Annotated in this window: 16 protein-coding genes; 15 read left to right on the forward strand and 1 reads right to left on the reverse strand. The window is 52.6% G+C overall.

Going from position 1 to position 22,031, the window contains the following annotated elements; genetic code table 11:
• Positions 1 to 563 precede the first annotated feature (563 nt).
• The 3 genes from B5D23_RS12275 to B5D23_RS12285 all read left to right on the forward strand — a co-directional run bounded on the left by B5D23_RS12275 (position 564) and on the right by B5D23_RS12285 (position 4,931).
• Positions 564 to 1,418: a sulfide/dihydroorotate dehydrogenase-like FAD/NAD-binding protein gene (locus tag B5D23_RS12275; RefSeq protein WP_078685744.1), complete on the forward strand. Its 855-nt coding sequence runs from the start codon at positions 564 to 566 to the stop codon at positions 1,416 to 1,418.
• A complete protein-coding gene (gene gltA / locus B5D23_RS12280; protein ID WP_078685745.1) occupies positions 1,418 to 2,833 on the forward strand; it encodes an NADPH-dependent glutamate synthase in 1,416 nt (471 codons plus the stop codon). The genes B5D23_RS12275 and gltA overlap by 1 nt, the downstream gene beginning before the upstream one ends.
• Positions 2,834 to 3,152: 319 nt before the next feature.
• Positions 3,153 to 4,931: a class I SAM-dependent methyltransferase gene (locus tag B5D23_RS12285; protein ID WP_078685746.1), complete on the forward strand. Its 1,779-nt coding sequence runs from the start codon at positions 3,153 to 3,155 to the stop codon at positions 4,929 to 4,931.
• Between the two features lie 75 nt (positions 4,932 to 5,006).
• Here the strand turns inward: B5D23_RS12285 and B5D23_RS12290 are convergent, their stop codons facing one another.
• The gene (locus B5D23_RS12290) at positions 5,007 to 5,219 is read right to left on the reverse strand and encodes a hypothetical protein (RefSeq protein ID WP_078685747.1); all 213 of its coding nucleotides are present in this window, start codon (positions 5,217 to 5,219) and stop codon (positions 5,007 to 5,009) included.
• Positions 5,220 to 5,667: 448 nt separating this feature from the next.
• Between B5D23_RS12290 and B5D23_RS12295 the strand changes: the two genes are divergently transcribed.
• Genes B5D23_RS12295 through B5D23_RS12350 form a run of 12 tightly spaced genes read left to right on the forward strand, consistent with a single transcriptional unit; the run spans position 5,668 to position 22,025 of the window.
• Positions 5,668 to 6,753 carry a two-component system sensor histidine kinase NtrB gene (locus tag B5D23_RS12295; RefSeq protein WP_159445993.1) on the forward strand — a complete coding sequence of 362 codons (1,086 nt, stop codon included), beginning with the start codon at positions 5,668 to 5,670 and terminating at the stop codon, positions 6,751 to 6,753.
• 27 nt (positions 6,754 to 6,780) lie between these two features.
• The gene (locus B5D23_RS12300; RefSeq protein ID WP_078685749.1) at positions 6,781 to 7,104 is read left to right on the forward strand and encodes an STAS domain-containing protein; all 324 of its coding nucleotides are present in this window, start codon (positions 6,781 to 6,783) and stop codon (positions 7,102 to 7,104) included.
• Between the two features lie 16 nt (positions 7,105 to 7,120).
• Complete coding sequence (locus tag B5D23_RS12305; protein ID WP_078685750.1) at positions 7,121 to 8,101, forward strand: glycosyltransferase family 2 protein; 981 nt, start codon at positions 7,121 to 7,123, stop codon at positions 8,099 to 8,101.
• A 9-nt stretch (positions 8,102 to 8,110) separates the two neighbouring features.
• Positions 8,111 to 8,617, forward strand: coding sequence for a serine O-acetyltransferase (locus tag B5D23_RS12310; RefSeq protein WP_078685751.1), 507 nt, complete (start codon positions 8,111 to 8,113; stop codon positions 8,615 to 8,617).
• Positions 8,614 to 10,737, forward strand: a complete 2,124-nt coding sequence (locus B5D23_RS12315) for a polysaccharide biosynthesis/export family protein (RefSeq protein ID WP_078685752.1) — start codon at positions 8,614 to 8,616, stop codon at positions 10,735 to 10,737. The genes B5D23_RS12310 and B5D23_RS12315 overlap by 4 nt, the downstream gene beginning before the upstream one ends.
• A 17-nt stretch (positions 10,738 to 10,754) precedes the next feature.
• Complete coding sequence (locus B5D23_RS12320) at positions 10,755 to 12,545, forward strand: MATE family efflux transporter (RefSeq protein ID WP_078685753.1); 1,791 nt, start codon at positions 10,755 to 10,757, stop codon at positions 12,543 to 12,545.
• 1 nt (position 12,546) lies between these two features.
• Positions 12,547 to 14,715, forward strand: coding sequence for a GumC family protein (locus tag B5D23_RS12325; protein WP_144012619.1), 2,169 nt, complete (start codon positions 12,547 to 12,549; stop codon positions 14,713 to 14,715).
• A 24-nt stretch (positions 14,716 to 14,739) separates the two neighbouring features.
• On the forward strand, positions 14,740 to 15,726 hold the full coding sequence (locus B5D23_RS12330) for a hypothetical protein (protein WP_078685755.1): 987 nt from the start codon (positions 14,740 to 14,742) through the stop codon (positions 15,724 to 15,726).
• 2 nt (positions 15,727 to 15,728) lie between these two features.
• Entirely contained in the window at positions 15,729 to 18,125 is a 2,397-nt protein-coding gene (locus B5D23_RS12335; RefSeq protein ID WP_078685756.1) for a hypothetical protein, read from the forward strand.
• Positions 18,122 to 19,336 carry a glycosyltransferase family 4 protein gene (locus B5D23_RS12340; protein WP_078685757.1) on the forward strand — a complete coding sequence of 405 codons (1,215 nt, stop codon included), beginning with the start codon at positions 18,122 to 18,124 and terminating at the stop codon, positions 19,334 to 19,336. The genes B5D23_RS12335 and B5D23_RS12340 overlap by 4 nt, the downstream gene beginning before the upstream one ends.
• The gene (locus B5D23_RS12345) at positions 19,333 to 20,622 is read left to right on the forward strand and encodes a glycosyltransferase family 4 protein (RefSeq protein WP_078685758.1); all 1,290 of its coding nucleotides are present in this window, start codon (positions 19,333 to 19,335) and stop codon (positions 20,620 to 20,622) included. The genes B5D23_RS12340 and B5D23_RS12345 overlap by 4 nt, the downstream gene beginning before the upstream one ends.
• Positions 20,619 to 22,025 carry a hypothetical protein gene (locus B5D23_RS12350; RefSeq protein ID WP_078685759.1) on the forward strand — a complete coding sequence of 469 codons (1,407 nt, stop codon included), beginning with the start codon at positions 20,619 to 20,621 and terminating at the stop codon, positions 22,023 to 22,025. The genes B5D23_RS12345 and B5D23_RS12350 overlap by 4 nt, the downstream gene beginning before the upstream one ends.
• Positions 22,026 to 22,031: the final 6 nt, after the last annotated feature.

Below are 22,031 nucleotides of genomic sequence, written 5' to 3' on the forward strand. Positions count from 1 at the left end.
AGCATTATCTGTTGAAGCAAAAAAGTGCTGGCTGCACAAGCTTTTCTTTGTATTCCCCCTGTGAGGAGAAGACGAAGAGAGCATTTTTACACCGCCAACTATAGCATATTTTTTCAAAAGGCACTCCTCAAAGTACAAGGTGGGTGTGGATTTGCGGTGACTTCTTGATATTTGTGAAACGTGATTTGAGTTTTCTCAAAACGATTGTGGAATTTTTACACAAAGTTGGAATGCGTTTTTTGAAAGAAAGAACGGGGAAAGAGATGAAAAAAACGAAATTAAAGATCAATGTTCAGAGATGTGCGATCTTTTCTTGGGATTTCTTTACGGAATATGTGCTTGGCGTAGCTTTGAAAGGCGGAAAGCAAAGGAGAAGACCTTGATTTTGAAGAGGAGTGTAGTATAGCAAACTTGCCTACAATGCTGGGTTTTTATTTTGAGTATTGTGGTAGGGAATGAATACAGGGTGCATCGGAAAGTGTTTGTAGCTTGGGGAAAGAGAGGTTTTCCCCAAAGTCTGCAGTTTTTACAAGACCTTGAATTTTCAATGCTGAGGAAAAGACATGTTCGAGATCGTCAAAAAAGAGCAACTGATTCCGGGAAAAACAAGCAAACTGGAGATTAGTGCTCCGCTTATCGCCAAGAAGGCACAACCGGGAAACTTTGTGATCCTTCGTGTCTGTGAGCATGGAGAGCGTATTCCCCTGACCATTGCAGATACTGATCCAGAGAAAGGCACCATTACTATTGTTTACCTCGTGCTGGGTAAATCCACGTCTCAGCTGGAAGAGCTGGGCGAGGGCGACATGATTCCTGATGTCTGTGGTCCTCTTGGCAAGGCAACCCATCTGGAAAAGCACGGCACCGTCATTTGTGTTGGCGGTGGTACGGGCATTGCCGCAATGCATCACATTGCAAAAGGCCATCATAATATTGGTAACCATGTTGTTTCCATCATTGGTGCCAGAAGCAAAGACCTGCTGCTTTTTGAAGATGAGCTTCGCAAAATCTCTGACGAGATGATCATCTGTACTGATGACGGCAGCTATGGTGAGCAGGGCCTCGTGACTGAGCCGCTCAAGCGACGCCTTGAGGAAGACAAGGCCGTTGCTGAGGTTGTTGCTGTTGGGCCGGTGCCGATGATGCGTGCGGTTTCTGATACCACAAAGCCTTTTGGGGTGAAGACAACGGTAAGCCTGAACTCCATCATGGTTGATGGCGTGGGTATGTGCGGCGCCTGCCGAGTGACGGTTGGCGGCGAGACTAAATTCACCTGCGTTGATGGCCCTGAGTTTGACGGACATGCAGTCGACTTTGCTGAGCTTTCCAAGCGTCTGTGTGCGTTCAAGCCGATGGAAAAGGAATGCTATGATCACTACTGCACCTGTGGCCGCCACCAGCATGAGGAGAACAAGTAATGGCTAAAAAAATTGCACCCCGTACCCCAATGCCGACTCAGGACCCCAAAGTCCGAAGCACCAATTTTGACGAAGTTGCTCTTGGGTATACCGAAGAAATGGCAATCAACGAGGCCAAGCGCTGCCTGCAGTGCAAAAAGCCGAAGTGTGTTCAGGGTTGCCCGGTCGAAGTCCCGATTCCTCAGTTTATCCATGCTCTTGCAGAGGGCAATCCGAAGGAAGCCTACTCTGTCATTAAGACCACGAACAGCCTGCCTGCTATTTGCGGCCGTGTCTGCCCGCAGGAGAATCAGTGCGAAGGTAACTGTATTTTGAATGCGAAGGGTGAGCCGATTGCTATCGGTCGGCTGGAACGTTTTGTTGCTGACCGCGCCATTCATGATTCCGCATGTGGCATGGTCACTGGTGAAGACGCCTGTGCACTCATCGACGAAGAGAAAAAGGTTGCCTGTATTGGCTCTGGTCCCTCTTCTTTGACTGCTGCTGGATATCTTGCTTCCCGAGGCTGCAAGGTCACGGTTTTTGAAGCCCTGCACGAGCTTGGTGGTGTGCTTGTCTATGGTATCCCGGAATTCCGTCTGCCCAAGGACGATGTTGTTGCCAAGGAAATTGCCGCTCTGAAAGAAATTGGCGTTGATTTCCAGACCAACATCGTTGGCGGCAAGACCGTCAATTTCTCTGATCTTTTTGAGGATGGCTACAAGGCGATTTTTGTTGGCGTAGGCGCTGGCCTGCCTCGCTTCCTGAACATTCCGGGCGAAAGCGCAATCGGTGTGTTCTCTGCCAACGAATATCTGACTCGCGTCAACCTTGGGCGTGCGTATCGCTTCCCTGAGTATGACACCCCTGTTATTCGCGGGAAGAATGTCACCGTGTATGGCGGTGGTAACGTCGCTATGGATTCTGCCCGTACAGCACTTCGCCTTGGCGCAGACTCCGTGCGTATTGTGTATCGCCGTACGCAGGACGCTATGCCCGCTCGCCGTGAGGAAGTTGAACACGCAGTGGAAGAAGGCGTTATTATGGAATGCCTCGCATCCCCGCTCGAATTTAAGGAAGATGAAAACGGCAAGCTCCAGACTGTCGTGCTCCAGCGCATGGAGCTTGGCGAGCCTGATGATTCTGGCCGTCGTCGTCCTGTTGCGATTGAGGGCGAGACCTACGAGCTGCCTACTGACCTTGCTGTTATCGCCGTTGGAACCCGTCCTAACCCCGTCCTTCTTGAGAATGAGCCAGAGCTGAAACTCAACAAGTGGGGCTGCATTGACGTTGATGAAGAGTCTGGTGAAACCAGCATCAAGAACGTCTACGCTGGTGGCGATATTGTCACTGGTGCTGCAACGGTTATTTTGGCAATGGGCGCTGGTCGCCGTGCTGCAAAGCATATTGCCGAGCGTCTTGATTGCGCTGACTAAAACGCCTCGCTGCCTGAACGGTGGCTTTTGGGAAAAATGGAAGGGGAGCTTTTGGCTCCCCTTTTTTTGTGCTCAGCGGTGGGGAGCCTCGCTGTCTGTAGGTGTCAAAAAAATGTGCTCTTTATGAATTTGGGAGCTGTTGCGGATAATCTGTGTCTTTTAAGATCCTGTAATCCTAGAGTTTGCAACCTGTGTCAGGTGCTGGAATGGCTTTTGCTAGATTCCTCACTGATCCAAAAAAACGTTGAGCTTTTTGGAGAGAGAAAAGCAAACATGGGTGGTGCATGGACCACTGTGAAAAGAACTCAGGAAGAGGCATATGAGAATGATTCAGGACTGGATTGAGGAGAACTACACATTTAAGGCAGCTCAGGGTGTCTGGCTCCGGCAGGGACATGATGAGTTTGCGTATTCGGACGGAGATGCTGTTGAGAAAGCGATTTATAAGCGGGTACTGATTGCAAAAGACCGCTCAGTTTCTTCGGACGAGCTTTTTGCCACCTGTGACGATTGGCCGAGTTTGTATCATCTCAGTCCTGAGCGAAGCAATCTCTTGCGTCCTTTTGGGGATTTTTTGCAGGGGAAACGAGTGCTGGAGCTTGGTTGTGGTTGTGGAGCCATAACGCGGTTTTTGGGCGAAGCTGGTGCAGATGTTTTGGCGTTAGAGGGGAGTTTCCGGCGGGCTAGCATTGCTGCTGCACGTTGTGAGGGACTGGAAAACGTGACGGTGCTTTGCGACAAAATTCTTGAGGCACCGATACAGTCCCAAAAGTTTGACGTTGTGACGCTGATTGGCGTTCTGGAGTATGCCAGAATGTTCAGCGAGAGTGAGGACCCGATTGCTGAAACGCTTCGTATGGCCCGGAGTCTGCTGAATCCCGGCGGATGCTTGCTTTTGGCGATTGAGAATCGCTTTGGACTGAAGTATTTTGCTGGTGCGCGGGAAGATCATCTTGGGACAGCGATGGACGGCATTGAGGGCGGATACAGGCCCAAAGGTCCGGTTACCTTTAGCCGAAAAGTGCTTGAGCGCTACCTGAAAGAGTGCGGTTTTGCGCAGAGCGAGCTGCATTTGCCCCTCCCTGACTACAAGCTGCCCCGGGCGATGATCCATCCTGCTGGGATTGATGATGAAAATTTTGCTGCAGAGGCTTTGCTGACTGATGTCGCAGCTCGCGATTATTCTCGCTTTGAGCAGTATGTGTTTTCTGCTCCTGCGGCGTGGCCGGGGCTTCATGAAGCCGGACTGACACGGGATCTCGCAAATTCTTTTCTGTTTGTGGCGTGGGCAGACGAGGTTCAGCCCTGCCTTTCTGACGGTGTTCTTGCTGAGTATTATGGCGAGTTCATGCTTCGGGAGACGCAGAAAGTCGTGCAGTTCGTCAAAGAAAATGACGCCTATCAGGTTCGGCGTCAGCCCCTGAGTCCCCCTGCAAAGCGTTTGCGCTCATTGCGAGGCTTTAGACATGTCCTCGAAGATGAGCCGTATTTTAGGGGCGAAACCATGCAGGCTCACCTGACCCATGCGATTTCTATGTCTGGCTGGACGATTCAGGATATTGTGGAAGCGTTGCGTCCGTGGGTTGAGTTGCTGAAGGAGCATAGCGTGGAGCGGGATGGAAAGGCGTATATTCCCGGAAAGTTCTACGATCTCATTCCATGCAATGCGATACTCGTTGATGGGAAGGCCACGGCCATCGATCAGGAGTGGATTTCTCAGGAAGAACTTTTCCCCCTGTCCTATATGGTCCTGCGTGGACTCTCGATTTCTCTGATTCGGCAGCATCTTGTTGGAGTGCCTCAAAAGGGAACTCCTTTACGGTATGAGGAGATTTTCAAGGCCTTCATGTCTGCTTTGAATTTAAGCTATGACCGGAAAGAGATCGAAGAGTGTTGGAATTGTGAAAAGGTTTTGCAGGCCAATTTTGGCAACAGATGCAGAAGTTTTCAGCAGTATTGTACTCTGGAGCTGAATCCCCGGGTTGACCTGACATCTGCGCTTGCCGCGCTGGAGCAGGAACAGAAGCGATCTGTGGAGCTGTTTAAGGCGAACAAGGAATTGAAGCAGAGCCTCCGTGAGCTGATGAAGGCACAATAGTTTTTCGGAATATATACAAAAAAAAGAAGGCCCCCGTTCGAGTTTCGAACCGGGGCCTTTTTTAACATGGTGCTGTCAGTCAGCGTCAACATGAGAGAGTCGCGCACAGTGCGGACACCCATTAGGGCGCGGGAAAAGCTTTCCTGCTTCGCGTACGGCGTCGAAGCAGTTGGAGTAATCGCCGAGACAGGTGCACTTCCCTTTGGGAGGCATGTGCTCGCAGCCTTCGACATGAACGATATGGTCCCCAGAATAGGTGGTCTCATTATTGACGTAGTACCGAGGCATGACAGCTCCTTTTGCTTAACTCGGGTGTTGAAGGCAACAACTCTATTGCGGTGAAAGAATTCGGTCAAGGTGGGCTGAAAAACAGGGGGATTGCTCATAATAAAAATGTTCTGGAACAGGGATTTGCGATTTGAAAAAAACATTTGAGGCAAAGCAGCGGCATTGGAAAAAAAGAGGTCTGCATGAGCGCATAATTTTTTTTAAAAAAGTGCGCTTTTTTTGTGAGAAAAAGTCAGTCGTAGTGCTTTGTCCTTTGTTGGGGATAAGAAAAAGAAAAAGGATACAAATTCAGGGAGAAAGCTGTCTATTGGCCTATGGCACGAAGAAAAATGCTATGTTTTTGCCTGAGATGCGGGAGCATGTTGCTCCAATTTATGGGAAATGCTACTGTTCTATAGAGGAGTTTTCTCCTCGTCTTTGTGCTTGTGCAACGGGAAAGGTGGTATCCATGCTGCTTGATGAACTGTTTTTGAAGACAATTTTTATGCATATGCCTGTAGGTCTCGCTGTCATGGGAGAAGACGGGGGAATCGTTACGGTGAATGAGGCCTTTGAGCGTATTTTTTTAATGGATGCCGGACAGGTTGCGGGAAAAGGCTGGGGTGAGCTTTTTTTGACCGATGAAAAGAATCCTGAATTTAATCAGGTTATTCTTGATACGATTGCCCGCCGAGCCAATGGAATAAAGCGTGAAGTTCCATATTTTCGTGACAGTGGCGAGACTCTGACATTGATGCTGGTTTCTTCGTATTTGGAGCGGCAGGGAGAGCGGGCTGGGATGCTTGTCCTCATTGATGACGTGACGGAAATTCGAAAGCTTGCTGACCGGGAGAAACGCTTGCTTGCTGAGCGGGCTTTTTTGGTCCGAGAGCGTGAAGAAGGCGTTCAAAAGCTTGCGATGTGCCTTGCGCATCAGATTCGAAACCCGGTCTTGACGATTGGCGGCTACGCTAACCTGCTTTTGCGTAATGCCGATCTTGCACCGAGTCTGCGGCCTCGTGCAGAAGGCATACTGGATGGTTCCATGCGCCTTGAGGAGCTAGTCAAGGCTGTTGCCAGTTTTGCAGCGCTTCCAAGTCCATCTCCTCTGAATGTCGAGTTGGAATCCCTGCTGGGGAGCATGATTTCCAGTGTGGAACGCTACGCCGCGGAACAGGGGAAACGCCTCTATGTGAACAACGGAAGTTTTCCACAGTGCCTTTTGCACGTGGACCCTGTTCTTGTTCAGGAAGCGCTTTTGTTTGTTGGGATGAACTGTGTGGACTTTGCCAAAGATGACGATGTTCGCGTTCGGGTTCGCTATCAGTTCCATGAGAAAAAAAAGCAGCATGTGATTCTTTTTTCCGATCAGGGAACAGGAATTGCCTCGTCTGATTTGCCCTATATTTATGATCCCTTTTTTACCACCAAGGCGCAGGGCGTTGGTATGGGGCTGACATCGGCCCGTCGGATTCTGCGCGAGCATGGCGGTGAGCTGCATGTACGAAGCCGGGAAGGAGCAGGGACTTTTGTAGCAATGCATTTCCCGGCCTGACGCATTGAGCAAAATCTTGGAGGAGCTATGGAAATATCGGTTCAGGATCGCGGTGAAGTTCGAATTCTTCAGCTTGCAGGGCGCTTTGATGCCAGTGTTGTTTCGGAGTTCAAGCAGGCCGTTCAGCTGGGCGAAAAAGAAGGACAGCAGCGTTTTGTCGTTGATCTGTCCGCGCTGACCTTTTTGGACAGTTCTGGTCTTGGTGCACTGGTCGCATCACTTCGGGGTATTGCCCAGAATGGCGGTGACATGCGCCTCGCAGCTCCGGGACCAGAAGTGCAGGCCTTGCTGGAACTGACTCGCCTTGATCGGGTGTTTGATATTTATCCAGAGGTGGATGGAGCCGTGTAAGCACAGGGAGTTGCGCATGAATGTTTCCGTGCTGATTGTCAGCTTTAATACGCAGAATATGCTTCGGGACTGTCTGGCTTCACTCTATGAGGCCTGCAAAAGCGATCCGCCGGAGGTCATTGTTGCAGATAATGATTCGCACGATGGCTCGGCACAGATGGTTCGGGATGAATTCCCGCAGGCGACAGTCATTGATACCGGAGCGAATCTTGGGTTTGCCGCTGCGGTGAACCTTGCCTATGCCCAGTCGCATGGTGAATTCATTGCGCTATTAAACCCTGATGCCGAGTTTAAGGGAGAAACCCTGACCAAGGCTGTGGCCTTTATGCAGGAGCCTGAGCACGACCGGGTCGGCATGTGCGGTGGACGGGTTTTTAATGCGCAGGGAGCGCTTGAGCCATCTGCCCGGCGTTTTTCCTCCGCGCTGTTTAAGTTTTTTGATCAGTCTGGACTGTCGACCCGTTATGCCAGCTCAAAGTTTTTTGGAGCTGGGGACTATCGCTGGTTTGATCATCAGCACCCCATGCAGGTGGACTGGGTGCCGGGAACCTTTATCGTGATTCGTCGGACAACACTGGAAGAACTGGGATTCTTTGATGAACGGTATTTCATGTATTACGAGGAGCAGGACCTGTGCCTGCGGGCAAGCCGGGCCATGTGGCGCGTGTGGTTTGTGCCGGGGGCGGATGTCGTTCACATAGGTGGGGGCGCAAGCCGAACTCGAAAAGATCAAAAGTTTGATTCTGCCGGTTCGCAGCTCCGTTCATTTCGAATGCGGAGCGAATGGCTTTTTTTCCGCAAAAATTATGGACTGTTCTCGGTCATAAGCAATGCCAGTGTTGAGGCTGGCTGGCACCTTTTGCGATACCTTTTGCACTGCCGTCCCGGTGAGGAGCACGCCAGTAAGCGTTCAGAATCGTGGGGGATTGTGCAGGACGTTCAGCACTCTTTAGCCGAAACCCGGTGGGGGAGCGTTTCTCCTCCGCGCCCGTGGTAGGGGGCATTCATGTTCGAACACATCCGTAGCGATTTTGTAACGCATGAACGTGACCTGTTTCGGCAGGGCTTTTGGGTGATGTGCGTCTATCGCTTTGGACGCTGGCGCTATGGGATTCGCTTTTCACTGGTTCGCAAGTTTTTTTCGCTCCTCTACAAGATTGCCTACAAGCTGGTGCAGATTCTGACTGGTGTTGAGCTGCCTTGTGAGGCCGAGCTTGGGGACCGTTTTCGTATCGATCATTTTGGAGACATTATCATCAGTGGCTATGCCCGTTTTGGAGATGACTGCGTGGTGCGAAATGGCGTGACGGTTGGTCTGCGGCATGAACGTGAGCCAGCAGCGCCCCGGATTGGGCACCGGGTCAGCATTGGGGCCGGGGCCAAGGTCTTGGGTCCGATTACCCTTGGGGATGACGTGGATGTTGGGGCAAATGCTGTTGTTATTCATGACGTGCCGGAGCGGCATATTGCCGTTGGAATCCCTGCACGGAATATCCCAAAGAAGACGTTATGACAGAGCATGCAAATATAGATGTGGTCGTCATTGGGGTGAATGCTGCGGCAACCCTCAGGGACTGCCTGGAAAGTGTCCAGCATTCACACTGGCCTCAGGATGCCCTTCGGCTTTTTTATGTTGATGGTGGTTCTGTGGATGAGAGCTGTGACATCGCGCTGGAGTGCGGGGCTGAGCTACTGCATCTGGAGCATGGCATAGCGCCGACCCCCGGGCGCGGGCGCAATGTAGGGTGGCAGGCTGGTAAGGCACCCTATGTTCAGTTTTTGGATTCCGATACGCTTTTGGACCCGGAGTGGCTTGCTACAGGCATGAGCCTGCTTCAGGCAGAGCACAGTTGCGCGGCTGTTTTCGGGAATCGTCGAGAACAGAATCCGTCTGCCTCTGTGTACAACTGGATTGCGGATTTGGAGTGGAATCCACCCGCAGGGAAGGTTGCTGCATTTGGTGGAGATGTTCTGGTGCGCCGTGAGGCTTTGGCCAAAGTTGGCGGCTACGACGAAATTTTGGTTGCTGGCGAGGACCCGGACTGCTCGCTTCGCATTGGCGAACGAGGCTGGAGCATTGAGCATGTGGATGTGCCCATGACGATGCACGATATTGGGATGACGAAGCTTTCGCAGTGGGCGCGCCGGGCTTTTCGTACGGGCTATGGCTATGCCGCTGTGACACATCGCCATTTTCGTTCGCAGGAGAGCTTCTGGAAATATGAATGCGGGCGAATCCTTGCTCGTGGTGGGGCGGCACTGTGCGCAGTGCTGTGTTTTCTTTTGGGGCTTTTTTCTGCTCCGTGGCTTTGGGGCACTGCCGTTGCAGGTTTTGTCCTTTTGTACCCCCGGATTTTTTCCATCAGGAAGTTCATGGCGCAAAAGCAGATTACGCGGCCCAAGGCGCGAACATATGCATGGCACTGCACAATGGTTGTTGTGCCCCAAATTTTTGGAATGTTTCGCTATATGTGGGGAATCCTGACGGGGCAGCCTCTTCAGAACGCTGTGAAAAAGCTGGCCACAGCCGGGCAGCGTTTGGGGCTGTTTGTGGTTTTGGCTCTGCTTGTGACCTTGAGTGCCTGTAATCCTATTCGGCCTGAAATTGTTCCAGATGAGCATAGCGTCGGAGAGTTTAAGACTGACGAAGGTGCAATTAAATCCCGATTCGCAACAGAAGAGGCCATTGCCGCGTTTTCGCAGGAAGTGCCCAATACCTACCTGATGGGACCAGGGGACTCTCTGGAACTCAAAGTCTGGCAGCGGCCCGAACTCTCTGATCGTAATATTCGGGTGGCCCCGGACGGGACCATTAGCGTGATGCGCATTGGCATGGTGCAGGTCAAGGGACGGAGCATTCAGGACGTCACCCGTGAGATCAGCAAGCGGCTGAGCAAATTTTATGAGCGACCGGAAGTCCGGCTCTCCGTGTCCCGCTATGCGAACAACAAAGCCTTTGTACTGGGGCGTGTGACCAATCCGGGCCTGATTACTTTTGAAGGCGAGGGGACGCTTTTGGAAGCCTTGGCATTATGCGGTGGTCTGCCGCTGTTGCGCAAGGAAGCCTTTTTGTCCAAGTGCGCCATTATTCGGGGACGGGACCGCATTGTGTGGGTTGATCTTGGTGATCTGCTTGAGGGAAACATGGCGCTTAATGCCAAAATCATGAACAACGACGTTATTTATATTCCTGAAAGCGAAGACAAGGTGGCCTACGTGATGGGCTATGTCCGTTCTCCCGGAGCGATACGCCTCAAGAGTCGTATTACGGTGCTGGATGCGATTATGCATTCTGGTGGACCCGCGCAGGGGGCAGACATGAGCCGCTGTTATCTGGTGCGCAACAAGGGTGGAAAGCCGCTCATTCGGCGCATCAGTTTGCGGGATGTTGTGGAGAAGGGAGACTTTTCCAGAAATTACATCGTGGAAGACAACGACGTTATCTACATAGGCTCGTCTGCAATGACGGACTTCAACTACGTGATGCGCTCAATTATCCCAATGATGGACGTTTTGGATCTTGGCACCAATGTTTTGGAACGCTTTGGCGTCATGCCACATCTGCGTGAGGACTGGTGGGGATGTCTGGATTGTGACCAGCAGGATCTCAAGACAGATGATGATGACGACTAGCTGAAACGGGAGGTCTGATGGGGACAGGCAAGACCAAGACGCTGGGCCGCAGGGTCGCTGCAGGGTCAATTATGGGGATGGGCGCGAACGTTGTCTTTTTGGCAAGTCGCCTTGCTCTGACTCCCTTTATTCTGGCCTATGTTTCACTGGCAGATTTTGGTCTGTGGTCTGTGTGCTTTATTGTCCTTTCCTACGCCGGACTGACTGCTTTTGGCATTCAGAATGCCTACGTCAAATACGTTGCGCAGTATAATGCAGAAGGAAATCTTGAATCCGCCAGTGTCTTGGTGAGCACCGGGCTTGTGGTGATGACGGGTGTGAGCCTTGTGCTTTTTGCTGCGCTTCTTGGGTGTGTGCCGCTGTTTATGACCCTTTTTGATATTGATCCCGACCTGCGTGAGCTGGCGGGGTTCATGATTTTGGGAACGGCTGCGGCATTTTTGCTGGATCTGACTTTTTCGGCCTTTCGGGGCGTTTTGGAAGGCATGCAGGAAATCGTGCTCTCCCGGTCCGTCTGGCTTGCGGCGACTCTTTTGGAACTGGCCCTTGTTTTTGTCTTTTTGCCTCTTGGCTACGGCATTCGGGGTGTGCTCTACGCATACGCTCTCAAGACGGTTTTTGAAGTCCTGGTCAATATGCTCTTTGCCTTCCGCAAAGTTCCGGGCCTGAGGGTTGGGCCTCGCTATGTGCGCCGGGAAGCCCTGCACGCGCTGTTTGTGTTTGGTGGGAAAGTACAGTTCCTTGGTGTGCTTGGGATTTTTCTTGGAACCTTTGACCGTATCGTTACGACGGCCATGCTTGGCCTTTCTGCCACTGGCCTTTTTGAAGTTGCCAGAAAACTTCCGTTCACGGGGCGGAGTATCACGGGCGCTGCGTTTGTTCCGTTTTTGCCTGCTGCGTCAAGCCTTGGTGGGGACTGGCTTGAGAGTCCTGCTCCCACTGTGCAGCAAAAATTTCGGAAGTATATGGCGCTGTGCCTGCTTGCTCTTGTTGGGTCCTGTTTTTTGATTGCTCCGCTGGCATTTTATGACTGGCAGCAGCGCGGCTATGGCTGGAGCGAACCGTCGTTTTGGGCCATGTGCCTAAGTGTGTTGCTGCTTTTTCTTCCGGGAATTCAGATTTTTGCATGGCTTCGCCGTTTCATAAGCGGCGGTGAATATCTGGAGTCTCCCAAGCTTGTTGAGCTGTACCTCACAGGCTGTCGGCACATCAATCTGGTGAATTTTACGCTCTATGCATTTTTGGCGGCAGCAGCAAATGAACTGCTCTATACGTGGCTCGGAACAGGATATGATGGCGCAGAACACATAATGCGTGTTATTTGTATTGTGAGTCTCGTGCATCTGGCGACAGGAGCGGGCACTGCGGTGTTCAAGGGTGTGAATCGCACCGGGCGTGAGCTTGAATACACGCTCATGCAGCTTGTCCTCGCACTTTTGTGGATTCCGGGGCTGGCATGGAGCTATGGCCTTTATGGTGCAGTTCTTGGCGTGGCACTGAGCACCATCCCGCCAAGTTGCTATTTTATTGTTCGCACAAATCAGGCCCTGCGGATTGCATGGCGAGAGTACTTTGTCCGCACCGTGCTTCCGGGCTTTGCTCCCATCTTGAGTGGTGGGCTTGTCTGGCTTGTGCTTTCCCAGCTTCCGCAGTTCTCCCGGTGGACAACGTTGTTTGTCCTTGGCGGGCTGGGGCTGGGATATTTGACCGTTACCGCATTTCTCCTTTGGGCACTTTTTGTGACGCAGGAGGAGATGGGGATGGTGCGGAACGCGTTTTCTCGACTGTGGGCAAAGCTGAGAGGTTAACATGTCAGAGACACCCTCTTTAGGTCCTCCCAGAGTGATGGGAAGCAAAGGCAAACCCTTTGATGTTCCGGGGGCAATTTCCCGGTACATGAAGGTTATTGTTGTGCTGGGTCTCGGTCTGTTCATGCTGCTTGCACCGCTGGCGTTTATTATGAGCAAGCCATTCTATGAAGTGAGTGGCTCTTTGCGCTTGACCCGTGAAATTCCTCCAATCATTACGAATTTTGGACAGCGCCAAATTTCCAGCTATTTCCGCGACTATGCCCAGACTCAGCTTCGGGTGCTGATGGCGGAGCAGACGCTTCAGCAGGCATGGGAGCGTTTGCCTGAGAATTTTCAGGAAAATATTCTTCCCGGCGTGAAGGATTCCAAACTTGCAGCTCAGCTTTTGCCCAGAAAACTGAACGCAGGGGTGGTGTATGGAACGACGTTTTTGACCCTTGGAGCGAGTGGTAATGTTCCCGAAGGACTGGCGGAGTTGGTCAACACCGTCATGCTTGTTTTTGCTGAACGCGTGCAGCAGGAAGAAGCGGGAATTGATTCTTCCCGTATTGTTGGTTTTCGCAAAGAACGGGAGAAGCTTGCTGCGAACGTCGAAGAGTTGTCCAACGAACTGGAACGCATAGGAAGCAAGGTCCGCACGAGTACGTTTACTGAACAGTTTAACCTGTCCAGCAAGCTGCAGAACGAGATGCAAAAAGCGTGGGTTCAGGCTTATGCTGATTTGCTGAACAAGGAGAATGCCTACAAGAGCATCAAGGGGCAGGCTGAGCAGATTCGAAAGCTTCCCATTCAGTCTCTTGCCGATGAAATGGTTGCTGGTGACGAGTCCTTGTGGAGCATCAGCTACTGGACATACAAGACCATGCAGGAAATGCGGGCTACCATTGATGGAACGACGTCGAGCAACCCGGACCGGCGCTACATTGAGGCCCGCATGGGGTCCATGAAGAATTATGAAACGCAGCTGAAAGAACGAATTTCTGCCCGCGCGTTACGTATTGTTGGGGATAAGCGGGATTACGAGCTGGACCGGAGAGTCATTGAGGCCCGTCATCAGTTTGAAGCGGCGCTGCGTACAGAAGAAAATTTGCGAGAAAAGCTGAACATTGCAGAGAAGGAAGTTGCAGAGACTTCGCAGGGTATTCTCAAAGCGCAACGGATTGCCGCCCGGGTGGAACACGCCCGCGAGCAGCTGTTTCGTTTTGATGAACGTTTGGGTGACCTTGCTGCAGAAGCAGGAAGCGGAGTCAGCCGCGTTGTTATTCAAACCTTTGCGAGTCCGCCCATTGCCCCGGCTGGAAACAGCTTCAAAAAGCTGCTTATTATGTGCTTTGCCCTGTCTTTTGGCAGTGTGGGCTGTGTGTTCCTTGCTGGTGATCTTGTGGATGGGCGAATCCGGAGCCCCAAAGACATGGGGCATGCAGTGGATGGGCAGGTCTCGTGGCCTATTTCTAAATATGATGGTGACTTTGCGCGAGTCTCTCTTGAAAGCCCAACAGACGTGAGCGCCAAAGCTATTCGCAGCCTTGCGGATAAGCTCAATGACGAGCACGCCGCAAATGGTGCCAAGATTGTTCTTTTTTCTGGTGCAGGACGGGAGTGCGGCTCGACAACCCTTGCCCTGAACACGGCCCATGCTCTGACCATGCACTCGCCGCGAGTGCTTTTGGCCGAGATTAACTCGGTGAGTCATGGCTTGTCCGAAATCATGGGGCATGATCGCAAGGCGGGCGTGCCTATTGAAGAGAGTGGCGAACATGATGTGGCGTTTTTGGACGCAATCATGCGCGATGAAGAACGGAAAATCTGGATTCTGTTTGTGGACGAAAGCCATTGGCTGGATCTTGAAGCCAACCGTTTTGTTTCTGTGCTGGAATCTCTGAAAAAAAGCTATGATTTCATCGTTATTGACTCTGGTCCTGTGCTCATGAGTGACCTGACCGAGTTTATGGCTCGGCATACGGATATTGCTGTGCTCGTGGGGCAGGGTGACGGGAGCCTTTACAAGAATGCGCGTTTTTCTGCTGAGCTGTTCCGCATGCTGGAAGTCCCGGCACTGGCTGCCGTACTCAACTGGGGCGCAAAGCGCATACCAAGCAGTTTGGAAAAATTTGTGGCGCGTGTGCCGCTGCTTGCGAAACTGGTTCATCATTCCCGACGCATCTAGTGCGCGATACGAGAAGGAGCATCTATGTCTCAGTCTGAACCTGTCTTTGTCTGCTGTGTCGAAGCTGGTCCGCTAGAAATTGGCTGCGTGCGTTTGGCCGGAAGTCTACGCCGGTTTGGGGGACGCTTTGCACGAAATCCCTTTATCGCCGTGACGCCCCGGCTTGGTCCGCCTCTTGGGAAAAAGACTCTGGCCGCGTTTGAGCAGCTCGATGTGCAGTATGAGCGCTTTCGGGCGGATGAGGAATATGCGTGGAATAATTTCATGAACAAGCCGCATGCCATTTTGCGAGCGCAGGAGCTGAGTGGGGCAGAGGTCCTGACATGGCTTGATAGCGACGTGCTGGTTTTGCATGAACCCTCTTTGCTGGAGTTGTCTGAGACAGAAGACCTTGCCGCATGTGCTCCAGACAAGAATTTGGGAAGTTCTGGGCCTGATGACGAAAACGATGCCTACTGGCAGGAGCTGTGCGCTCTGATGGGAATAGACATAGAGGCGCTTCCTTTTGTGACGACATGGGCAGAGCAGGAAAAAATTCGGCTCTATTACAACAGCGGAGTCTTTAGTTTCCGGACGTCCACGGGATTTGCCGAACGCTATCTGGAAGACTGCCGAACGCTTTTGGATGCGCGACTTGCCTCACAGCATGCAGGCATCTTTTTTACCGATCAGGTTATGCTTGGGCTAACGGCCTATCGACTGGGTATGAGGATGCGGGAGCTTCCTCATATGTATAATTTTGCAGTGGGGTCCTCAGAGCCGGATGCGTGGGAGTCTCCGCTGCTGTCTGATGTCGTGTGCCTGCATTATCACGACGCAATGTGGCCCAAAAACTGGCCGCGTCTTGTGCGTTCTTTGGCCAAGGCCCGCAGTGATGTGTCGGGCTGGATGGCGCCAAAGGGTCCAATGGTCAATCCGCAGGGGCTGATGGGAAAAATTTGCTCTCGACTGCAAAAGCATTTCCGTGAGCGGTTTTTGCACAGGCACATGGCGGGATGCAAAGTGGTGTAGCTATGCGTATACGGAGCTGTCTTACAGTCTTTTTTTATGGTGTTTTGAGCCTCGCTCTCTTGTCCTGCTCGGATGAGCCAGAGCAGGCTCCTCGTGTGAAACTGACAGAGACAGTTCTTGTGGAAAACGTCCAGAGACTGGGCATCAATCTTGGTGATGATTTTTGGTATTCTGGTGCTGTTCTGACCAAGGAACGCATTCCACATGGCGGCTTTGAAGGGGTTCTGTATCGCCAAATCACGTGGGGACCACGAGGGGGCGCGGACTGGTATGCCGACTGGTTCCAGACTGGAGAATGGGGCGGTATTCTTGAGGGGGCAACGGCAACCTTTTTGACCGGGCCTGCTCAGGGAATTCCTCGGCGCATCATGCGCATCGATCGGGAGCTGGTTCCTGGTGCTGAGAAGAATGGACCGCTTCCCGTGTATCGCTTTGATCGCCCCCTTGCTTCGCCTCGCCTCAATGATGCACTGCTCCTTGAATCTCGTCAGCTTGATTTGGGCTATGTCGGACAGCATGGCGGAAGCTGGTGGGTTTTTGGTGAAAATGGTGGGCAGGTCCAAAGCGTTTCAGATCCTCGACCGGGGAGCAAGGGGCAGCAGAGTGTGCTTCTTGATGCTCGGAAAAAAGGCTGTTGCGCGGGAATCCTTGCACCTCTTTTAGATTCTCGGTGGGCCGAAGCAACGGGCGACTGGCGTGTCTCTTTTTGGGCCAAGGGCAGTGGTGAGCTGGTCGTCTACCTTGGGAATTTTGCGCATCGGGGCAGGCATGGCGCGAGCTTTCAGACTGTGAAGCTTTGGCCCACGTGGAAGAAATATACGCTGGAATTTTCGCTGAAAGAATTTTCATGGCGGCTTATGGGACTTGGAATGAGCATGCACGACGGCGTGCTTGTGCTGGATGAAGTGAGTTGTAAGCGTCTGGGAGATGAGAATCCCACTGCGTTTCGGGATGATGTGTTGCGGACCCTTCGCCGTTTTCAGCCCGGGGTTTTGCGCTATCTCCAGCTTGGGGGGAGTAGTCTGGAAAACATTCTGCGCCCGCGCGAATACCGGCTGGCCTACAGCTCTTCGCGCTCTGATGCTCCGTCAGGTCAGCTCTGGCCTGTCCATCCCAAAAGTACAGGTGTTGCCCGGTTCCACAGCTATGGACTGCATGAGTTTTTGACGCTCTGCGAAAGCGTGGGCACCTCACCGTGGTACTGCCTGCCCGGCACCTTTACCATTCAGGAAATGCAGGGACTTATTGAGTACCTCGCTGGTCCAGAAACGACACGCATGGGCGCGCTTCGGGCTGCGCGCGGACATCCGGAACCGTGGACGTCTGCTTTTGAGCACATTTACCTCGAAGTTGGCAACGAAGCATGGAACGACATGCACCCGTATCGTCATGCGGGCTTTAATCTGCGTGCCGAATACTGGGAGAGTCTGTTTTCTGCTGCGGCACTGTCTCCTTACTCCAATTCGAAAATTCATTGTGTTGCTGGTTCTCAGGCTGTGAACGCCCACCTCTCTTTGCGCCTTGCACAAGACATTCCTCATGCGTCGCATCTCGCGATTGCTCCCTATATTCTTCATGACCTGAGTCAGCATATCGCCTCGCAGGGAGCAGAAGCCGTGTATATGACTGCGCTTGCTGTCCCCCGTTTTGCTTTGGCAGAGGGGGAGCTTGGGCATGTCCTTGATGCGCTTCAGGAGCGCAGGGGACCTGCTCTTGCGGTGTATGAAGTGAACCATCACCCAACGGGTGGAGATGCCCCGGAACAGGCGTGCAATGATTTGGTTACCGGTGTTGGTGCTGGGGTGAACCTTGTGGACTGGATGCTCTCGCTCATGGAACGGGGCGTGCTGGTTCAGAACATGTTCCAGCTTGCACAGTTTGAATATCCGGGAAGCAATCAGCGACGTCTGCGCCTTTGGGGCTGTGCCCTGAACATGAAAGAAGGGGCAGAACGCTATCGTCCAACGTTTCTTGCCGCAGAAATGGTGAACTGGGTTTTGCAGGGCAAGCTTCTTGCGTGCGAGGTCTCGGGGAGTCCCATGCTGCGGCTGGCTGACTTTGTGCAGCCCAAGCCAGAAGAAAAAGAGAATCGGGAGTTGCGTCGCTTCTCATTTCCTGCGCTTCGGGCCTATGCCACAAAAGATGGGAAGAACCGAGGACTTGTGCTTGTGAATTTGCATCCTCGCGAAAGTTTGCGGCCAGAACTGAATCTGGAAGGCAATCCGCGTTTTGTACGCTGGGCTGTTTTGGCTGCGCCAAAGCTGGAAGACTCGAATGAGCCAGAGCACAGGCCAGAGGTGCATATAGAGGAAGAAGAGTTGAGCGGACTGGATGTTCGATCTGGTATAACGCTCCCCCCCCATAGCCTGACTGTTTTGAGCTGGGAGGAAGACCGATGAAAAAACGCCGGATTCTGCTTGTTCAGTATGGCGATTATGCAGAAGCCCTCAAGGCTCGCGATGAAGGTCGTGAAGAAAACTATCGTGCCCAGTTTTACAGCCTCGATGCTGTGGATGAATTGGTGCAGGATGGTGAGTGCTGCGTCATCTGTCTGGATGCGGGACCGTATGAAGTCCTGCACGGGAGCTACACTGTTTATGCTGGGCACTACGAGCCGCAGACGCACGGACGCCAGTATCACAAGGACGCTGAGATTGCGGCTGAGCGCCTTTTTGATGTGGCGAAAAGCTTTGAGCCTACGCATGCTATTCTGCGTGCTCCGGGCTGGGTGCTGACTCGTCTTGGTCGAAAGCTTGTGGAACACGGTGTGCCTGTTTTGCCTCTTCTTGCGGACTATTTCCCGCATGGGGGGCTAAAGAATTGGCTGCGAAACAAGTCCGTGGTTTCGCTTCTCAACGATGAGCGTATTGTCTTGTGCTCCAATCATAATCGTCCGGCGTGTTGTTCCATGAAAGCTGCGGGCATTACTCCAGAGAAAATTGTTCCGTGGGACTGGCCTGCATCCCATTTGCCAGAGGATTCTCCGCCAAAGGAACTCACGCATCAGCACCCGGTTGTGTTTTATGCTGGAATGATGCTGACTGAGAAAGGGGTCCCAGAACTTTTGCACGCCGTGGTGCTGCTTCATGAACGCGGCATCCCTGTGCGGGCTGTTTTGTGTGGTGTTGGTCCTGATGAAAAGCAGTTTATGGATCTGGCTCAGGAGCTGGGCTGTGCGGACTCTGTGGATTTTTTGGGGCAGACGGCAAACAGTACCGTGCTCCAGAAAATGCACGAGGCACAGCTTGTTGTTGTGCCCAGTCGGCATGAATATCCAGAGGGGCTGCCGAGTGTGATTTATGAAGCTTTTGAAACCCGGACTCCGGCTGTTTTGTCAGATCATCCAACCTTTGTGGAATCTCTTCGTGATGGTGAAGGATGTCGGTTCTTTACCGCAGGAGATGAAAGCTCGTGTGCAGACTGCATTCAGGAATCCTTGCAGGACGCCGCAGCGTATGCCGTACTTTCGGAAACAACCGAAGCCGCGTGGAAAAGGATTCGGTGCCCGGTGGCGTTTCGTGAAGTGTTGCTGGACTGGGCAAATGCAGTGGAACATGGCACGGCCCCTCGGCTTTTGGAGCAGAGCCTTGCCGCAGAGGAGGGAGCATGAAGCGTCTTCGTGTGTTGATGCTCATGGAGCAGGTCAACCCGGAATGGGCATCTGTTCCCCTTGTTGGGTATAATTTTTGGAAGAGTATTAGTGCCCTGTGCGATACTGTTCTTGTGACCCATTACCGCAATCGTGAGGCTTTGGAGAAGGTCCGGGATGGCCAAAAGATTGTGTATATTCGAGAGCCTGAATGGGTGCGACGCTGGTATGCCTGGGTGCATGGGACAACCTCAAAAAAAGGCGTGAACTGGCCCTTGCAGCATGCGCTGTCCTATCCCGTCTATGCGTCTTTTAATCGGCAGGCGTATGACATGTACCGTGCCCCTGTGCTCAGGGGAGAATTTGACCTGGTCCATGCGATGACGCCAATTCTGCCACGCTATCCTGTCAAAATGGTCAAGGCCTGTACGCAGCAGGTGCCTTTGGTGCTTGGTCCTGTCAATGGCGGGTTGCCATTCCCTGAGGGCTTTTCTGAAACAGCACGCAAGGAGTTCGCTGCGTTTAATTTCCTGCGCTCAGGAACCCGGTTCATTCCGGGCTATGCGGAGACCTACAGGAATGCTGAGTTGGTCCTGGCGGGGTCGAGCTACACGCAGGGCATGTTACAGGAGCGCTTTGATCTTCCTGATGATTCGCTCCGGCTTATGTTTGAAAACGGCATCCGGGAAGAGACGCTTTCTGGACCGCGGGCAGGTTTTGCCCGTCCGGGTGTTTTGCAGGCGCTCTTTGTGGGGCGGCTTGTGCCATACAAAGGGGCAGACATGGCGCTTCGGGCTGTGCGCATGGCTCGTGAAGCAACAGGCAAAGATATTCGCCTGACTATCGTTGGAGATGGCTCGGAGCGGGCCGCGCTTGAACAGCTTGCTGCGGAGCAGCTCCCGGAAGACGCTGTTCATTTTACGGGCTGGATCGAACAGGAAAAGACCGCGGACTATTACTCGCAGTCTGATGTTTTTGTGTTTCCGTCTGTTCGCGAATTTGGTGGAGCGGTTGCGCTTGAGGCAATGGCCGCCGGGTTGCCCTGTGTGGTCGCAGATCATGGGGGCATTGGTGAGTATGTCACCTCAGAATCGGGCTATAAGTATCCCCCCAATTCCCGTGAACAGTTGAGCTATGACGTGTCGCAGGGATTGGCAGAGATAGCCGAGAACGAAGAGCTGTGGCGAAAGATGTCGGATGCTGCACGAGAGCAGGCTGCGTCTTTTGCATGGCCCAGAAAAGCAGAGCAGATGCTGGCCTTTTTTGAGGAGGCTCTGGAGCGCAGAAAAGGGCGGGGGCCAGAGTGAGTCCATTAACGCACCTTGTCATGTTCGGGTGGATTCCTGTGGTGCTGCTGCTTTTTGCAGTTTTCCCACCCCGGACCGCCGTGATTGCTGCTTTTGTTGGTGCGTGGATGTTTTTGCCTGTTGCCCGGTATGAGTTTTCTGGTCTGCCCGAATACACCAAAATGTCGGCAACCTGTCTTGGAATTTTGCTTGGAGCGACACTTTTTGATGCAGACAGGCTCTTTAATATCAAACTGACAGGCTGGGACCTGCCCATGGGGATGTGGCTTGTTTCGCCGACCATTTCCTCGCTCACGAATGGTCTTGGCCTGTATGATGGTGTTTCCGCTTTTTTGAATCAGTTCACAACCTGGGGCCTGCCGTATCTGGTTGGCCGCGTGTACCTTGCGACACCGCGTGATCTGGAAGTTCTGGTGAAGGCGTTTTTCCTTGGTGGCATTGCCTACATCCCGCTTTGTCTTTTTGAGATTCGCATGAGTCCCCAGCTTCACCGGATGTTTTATGGTTTTTATCCGCATCCAGATTTTGCTCAGACCATCCGAATGGGCGGATACCGGCCTATGGTTTTTATGGAACACGGGCTGATGGTGGGCATGTGGATGGCAGGAGCAACGCTGTGTGGGGTGTGGCTCTGGATGACCAAAGCCGTCACAGACATTCGTGGCATTGCCATGAAGTATCTGGTGCCACCACTTTTCGTCACTCTGGTGCTCTGCAAGTCGATGGGTGCTCTTGGCCTCATGATTATTGGGCTGACCCTGATGTATTTTTGTCGCAGGTTTAAGACGAGTATTTTTATTCTTATGTTTTTGATGCTGCCACCGACATACATGGTCTGCCGCTCGACAGGACTATGGTCTGGGGATGCCATTGGCGACATGGTGGCGGCTGTGAGTGAAGAGCGGGCAGGTTCACTGATTTTTCGTTTCGAGAACGAAGATATCCTTTTGGACAAGGCTGTGCAGCGGCCCATGTTTGGGTGGGGCGGCTGGGGGCGTGCCCGTGTGTATAACGAAGAAGGTGAAGATATTTCCACTACAGATGGCCTGTGGATTATTGTTCTTGGTAATTATGGTGTGTGGGGACTCACTGCTATGCTGGGGCTTTTCCTAATCCCCACGGTGAGGACGTTTCGTCTGTGGGGCAAGCAGATGTGGATAGACAGGCACGCAACAGCAACACTCATTATGGGGGTGCTGCTTATCTTGTACACTGTGGATAATATCCTTAACGCCATGATTAACCCGATTTTTATTTTTGCAGCAGGAGCAATGGCCGCGCAGGCGGCACACGGGGAGATGCTGCCACACATTTGGGAAACAGAAGGCGTTGAAGAACAGGAGCAAACCGGGGACGGGATGCAGAGCCTGGAGCCTGCACCTCAGGGAACCCGCATAATATGAGGTCAA

The sequence above is a fragment of the Desulfobaculum bizertense DSM 18034 genome, assembly GCF_900167065.1.
GTDB classification, from domain to species: domain Bacteria; phylum Desulfobacterota; class Desulfovibrionia; order Desulfovibrionales; family Desulfovibrionaceae; genus Desulfobaculum; species Desulfobaculum bizertense.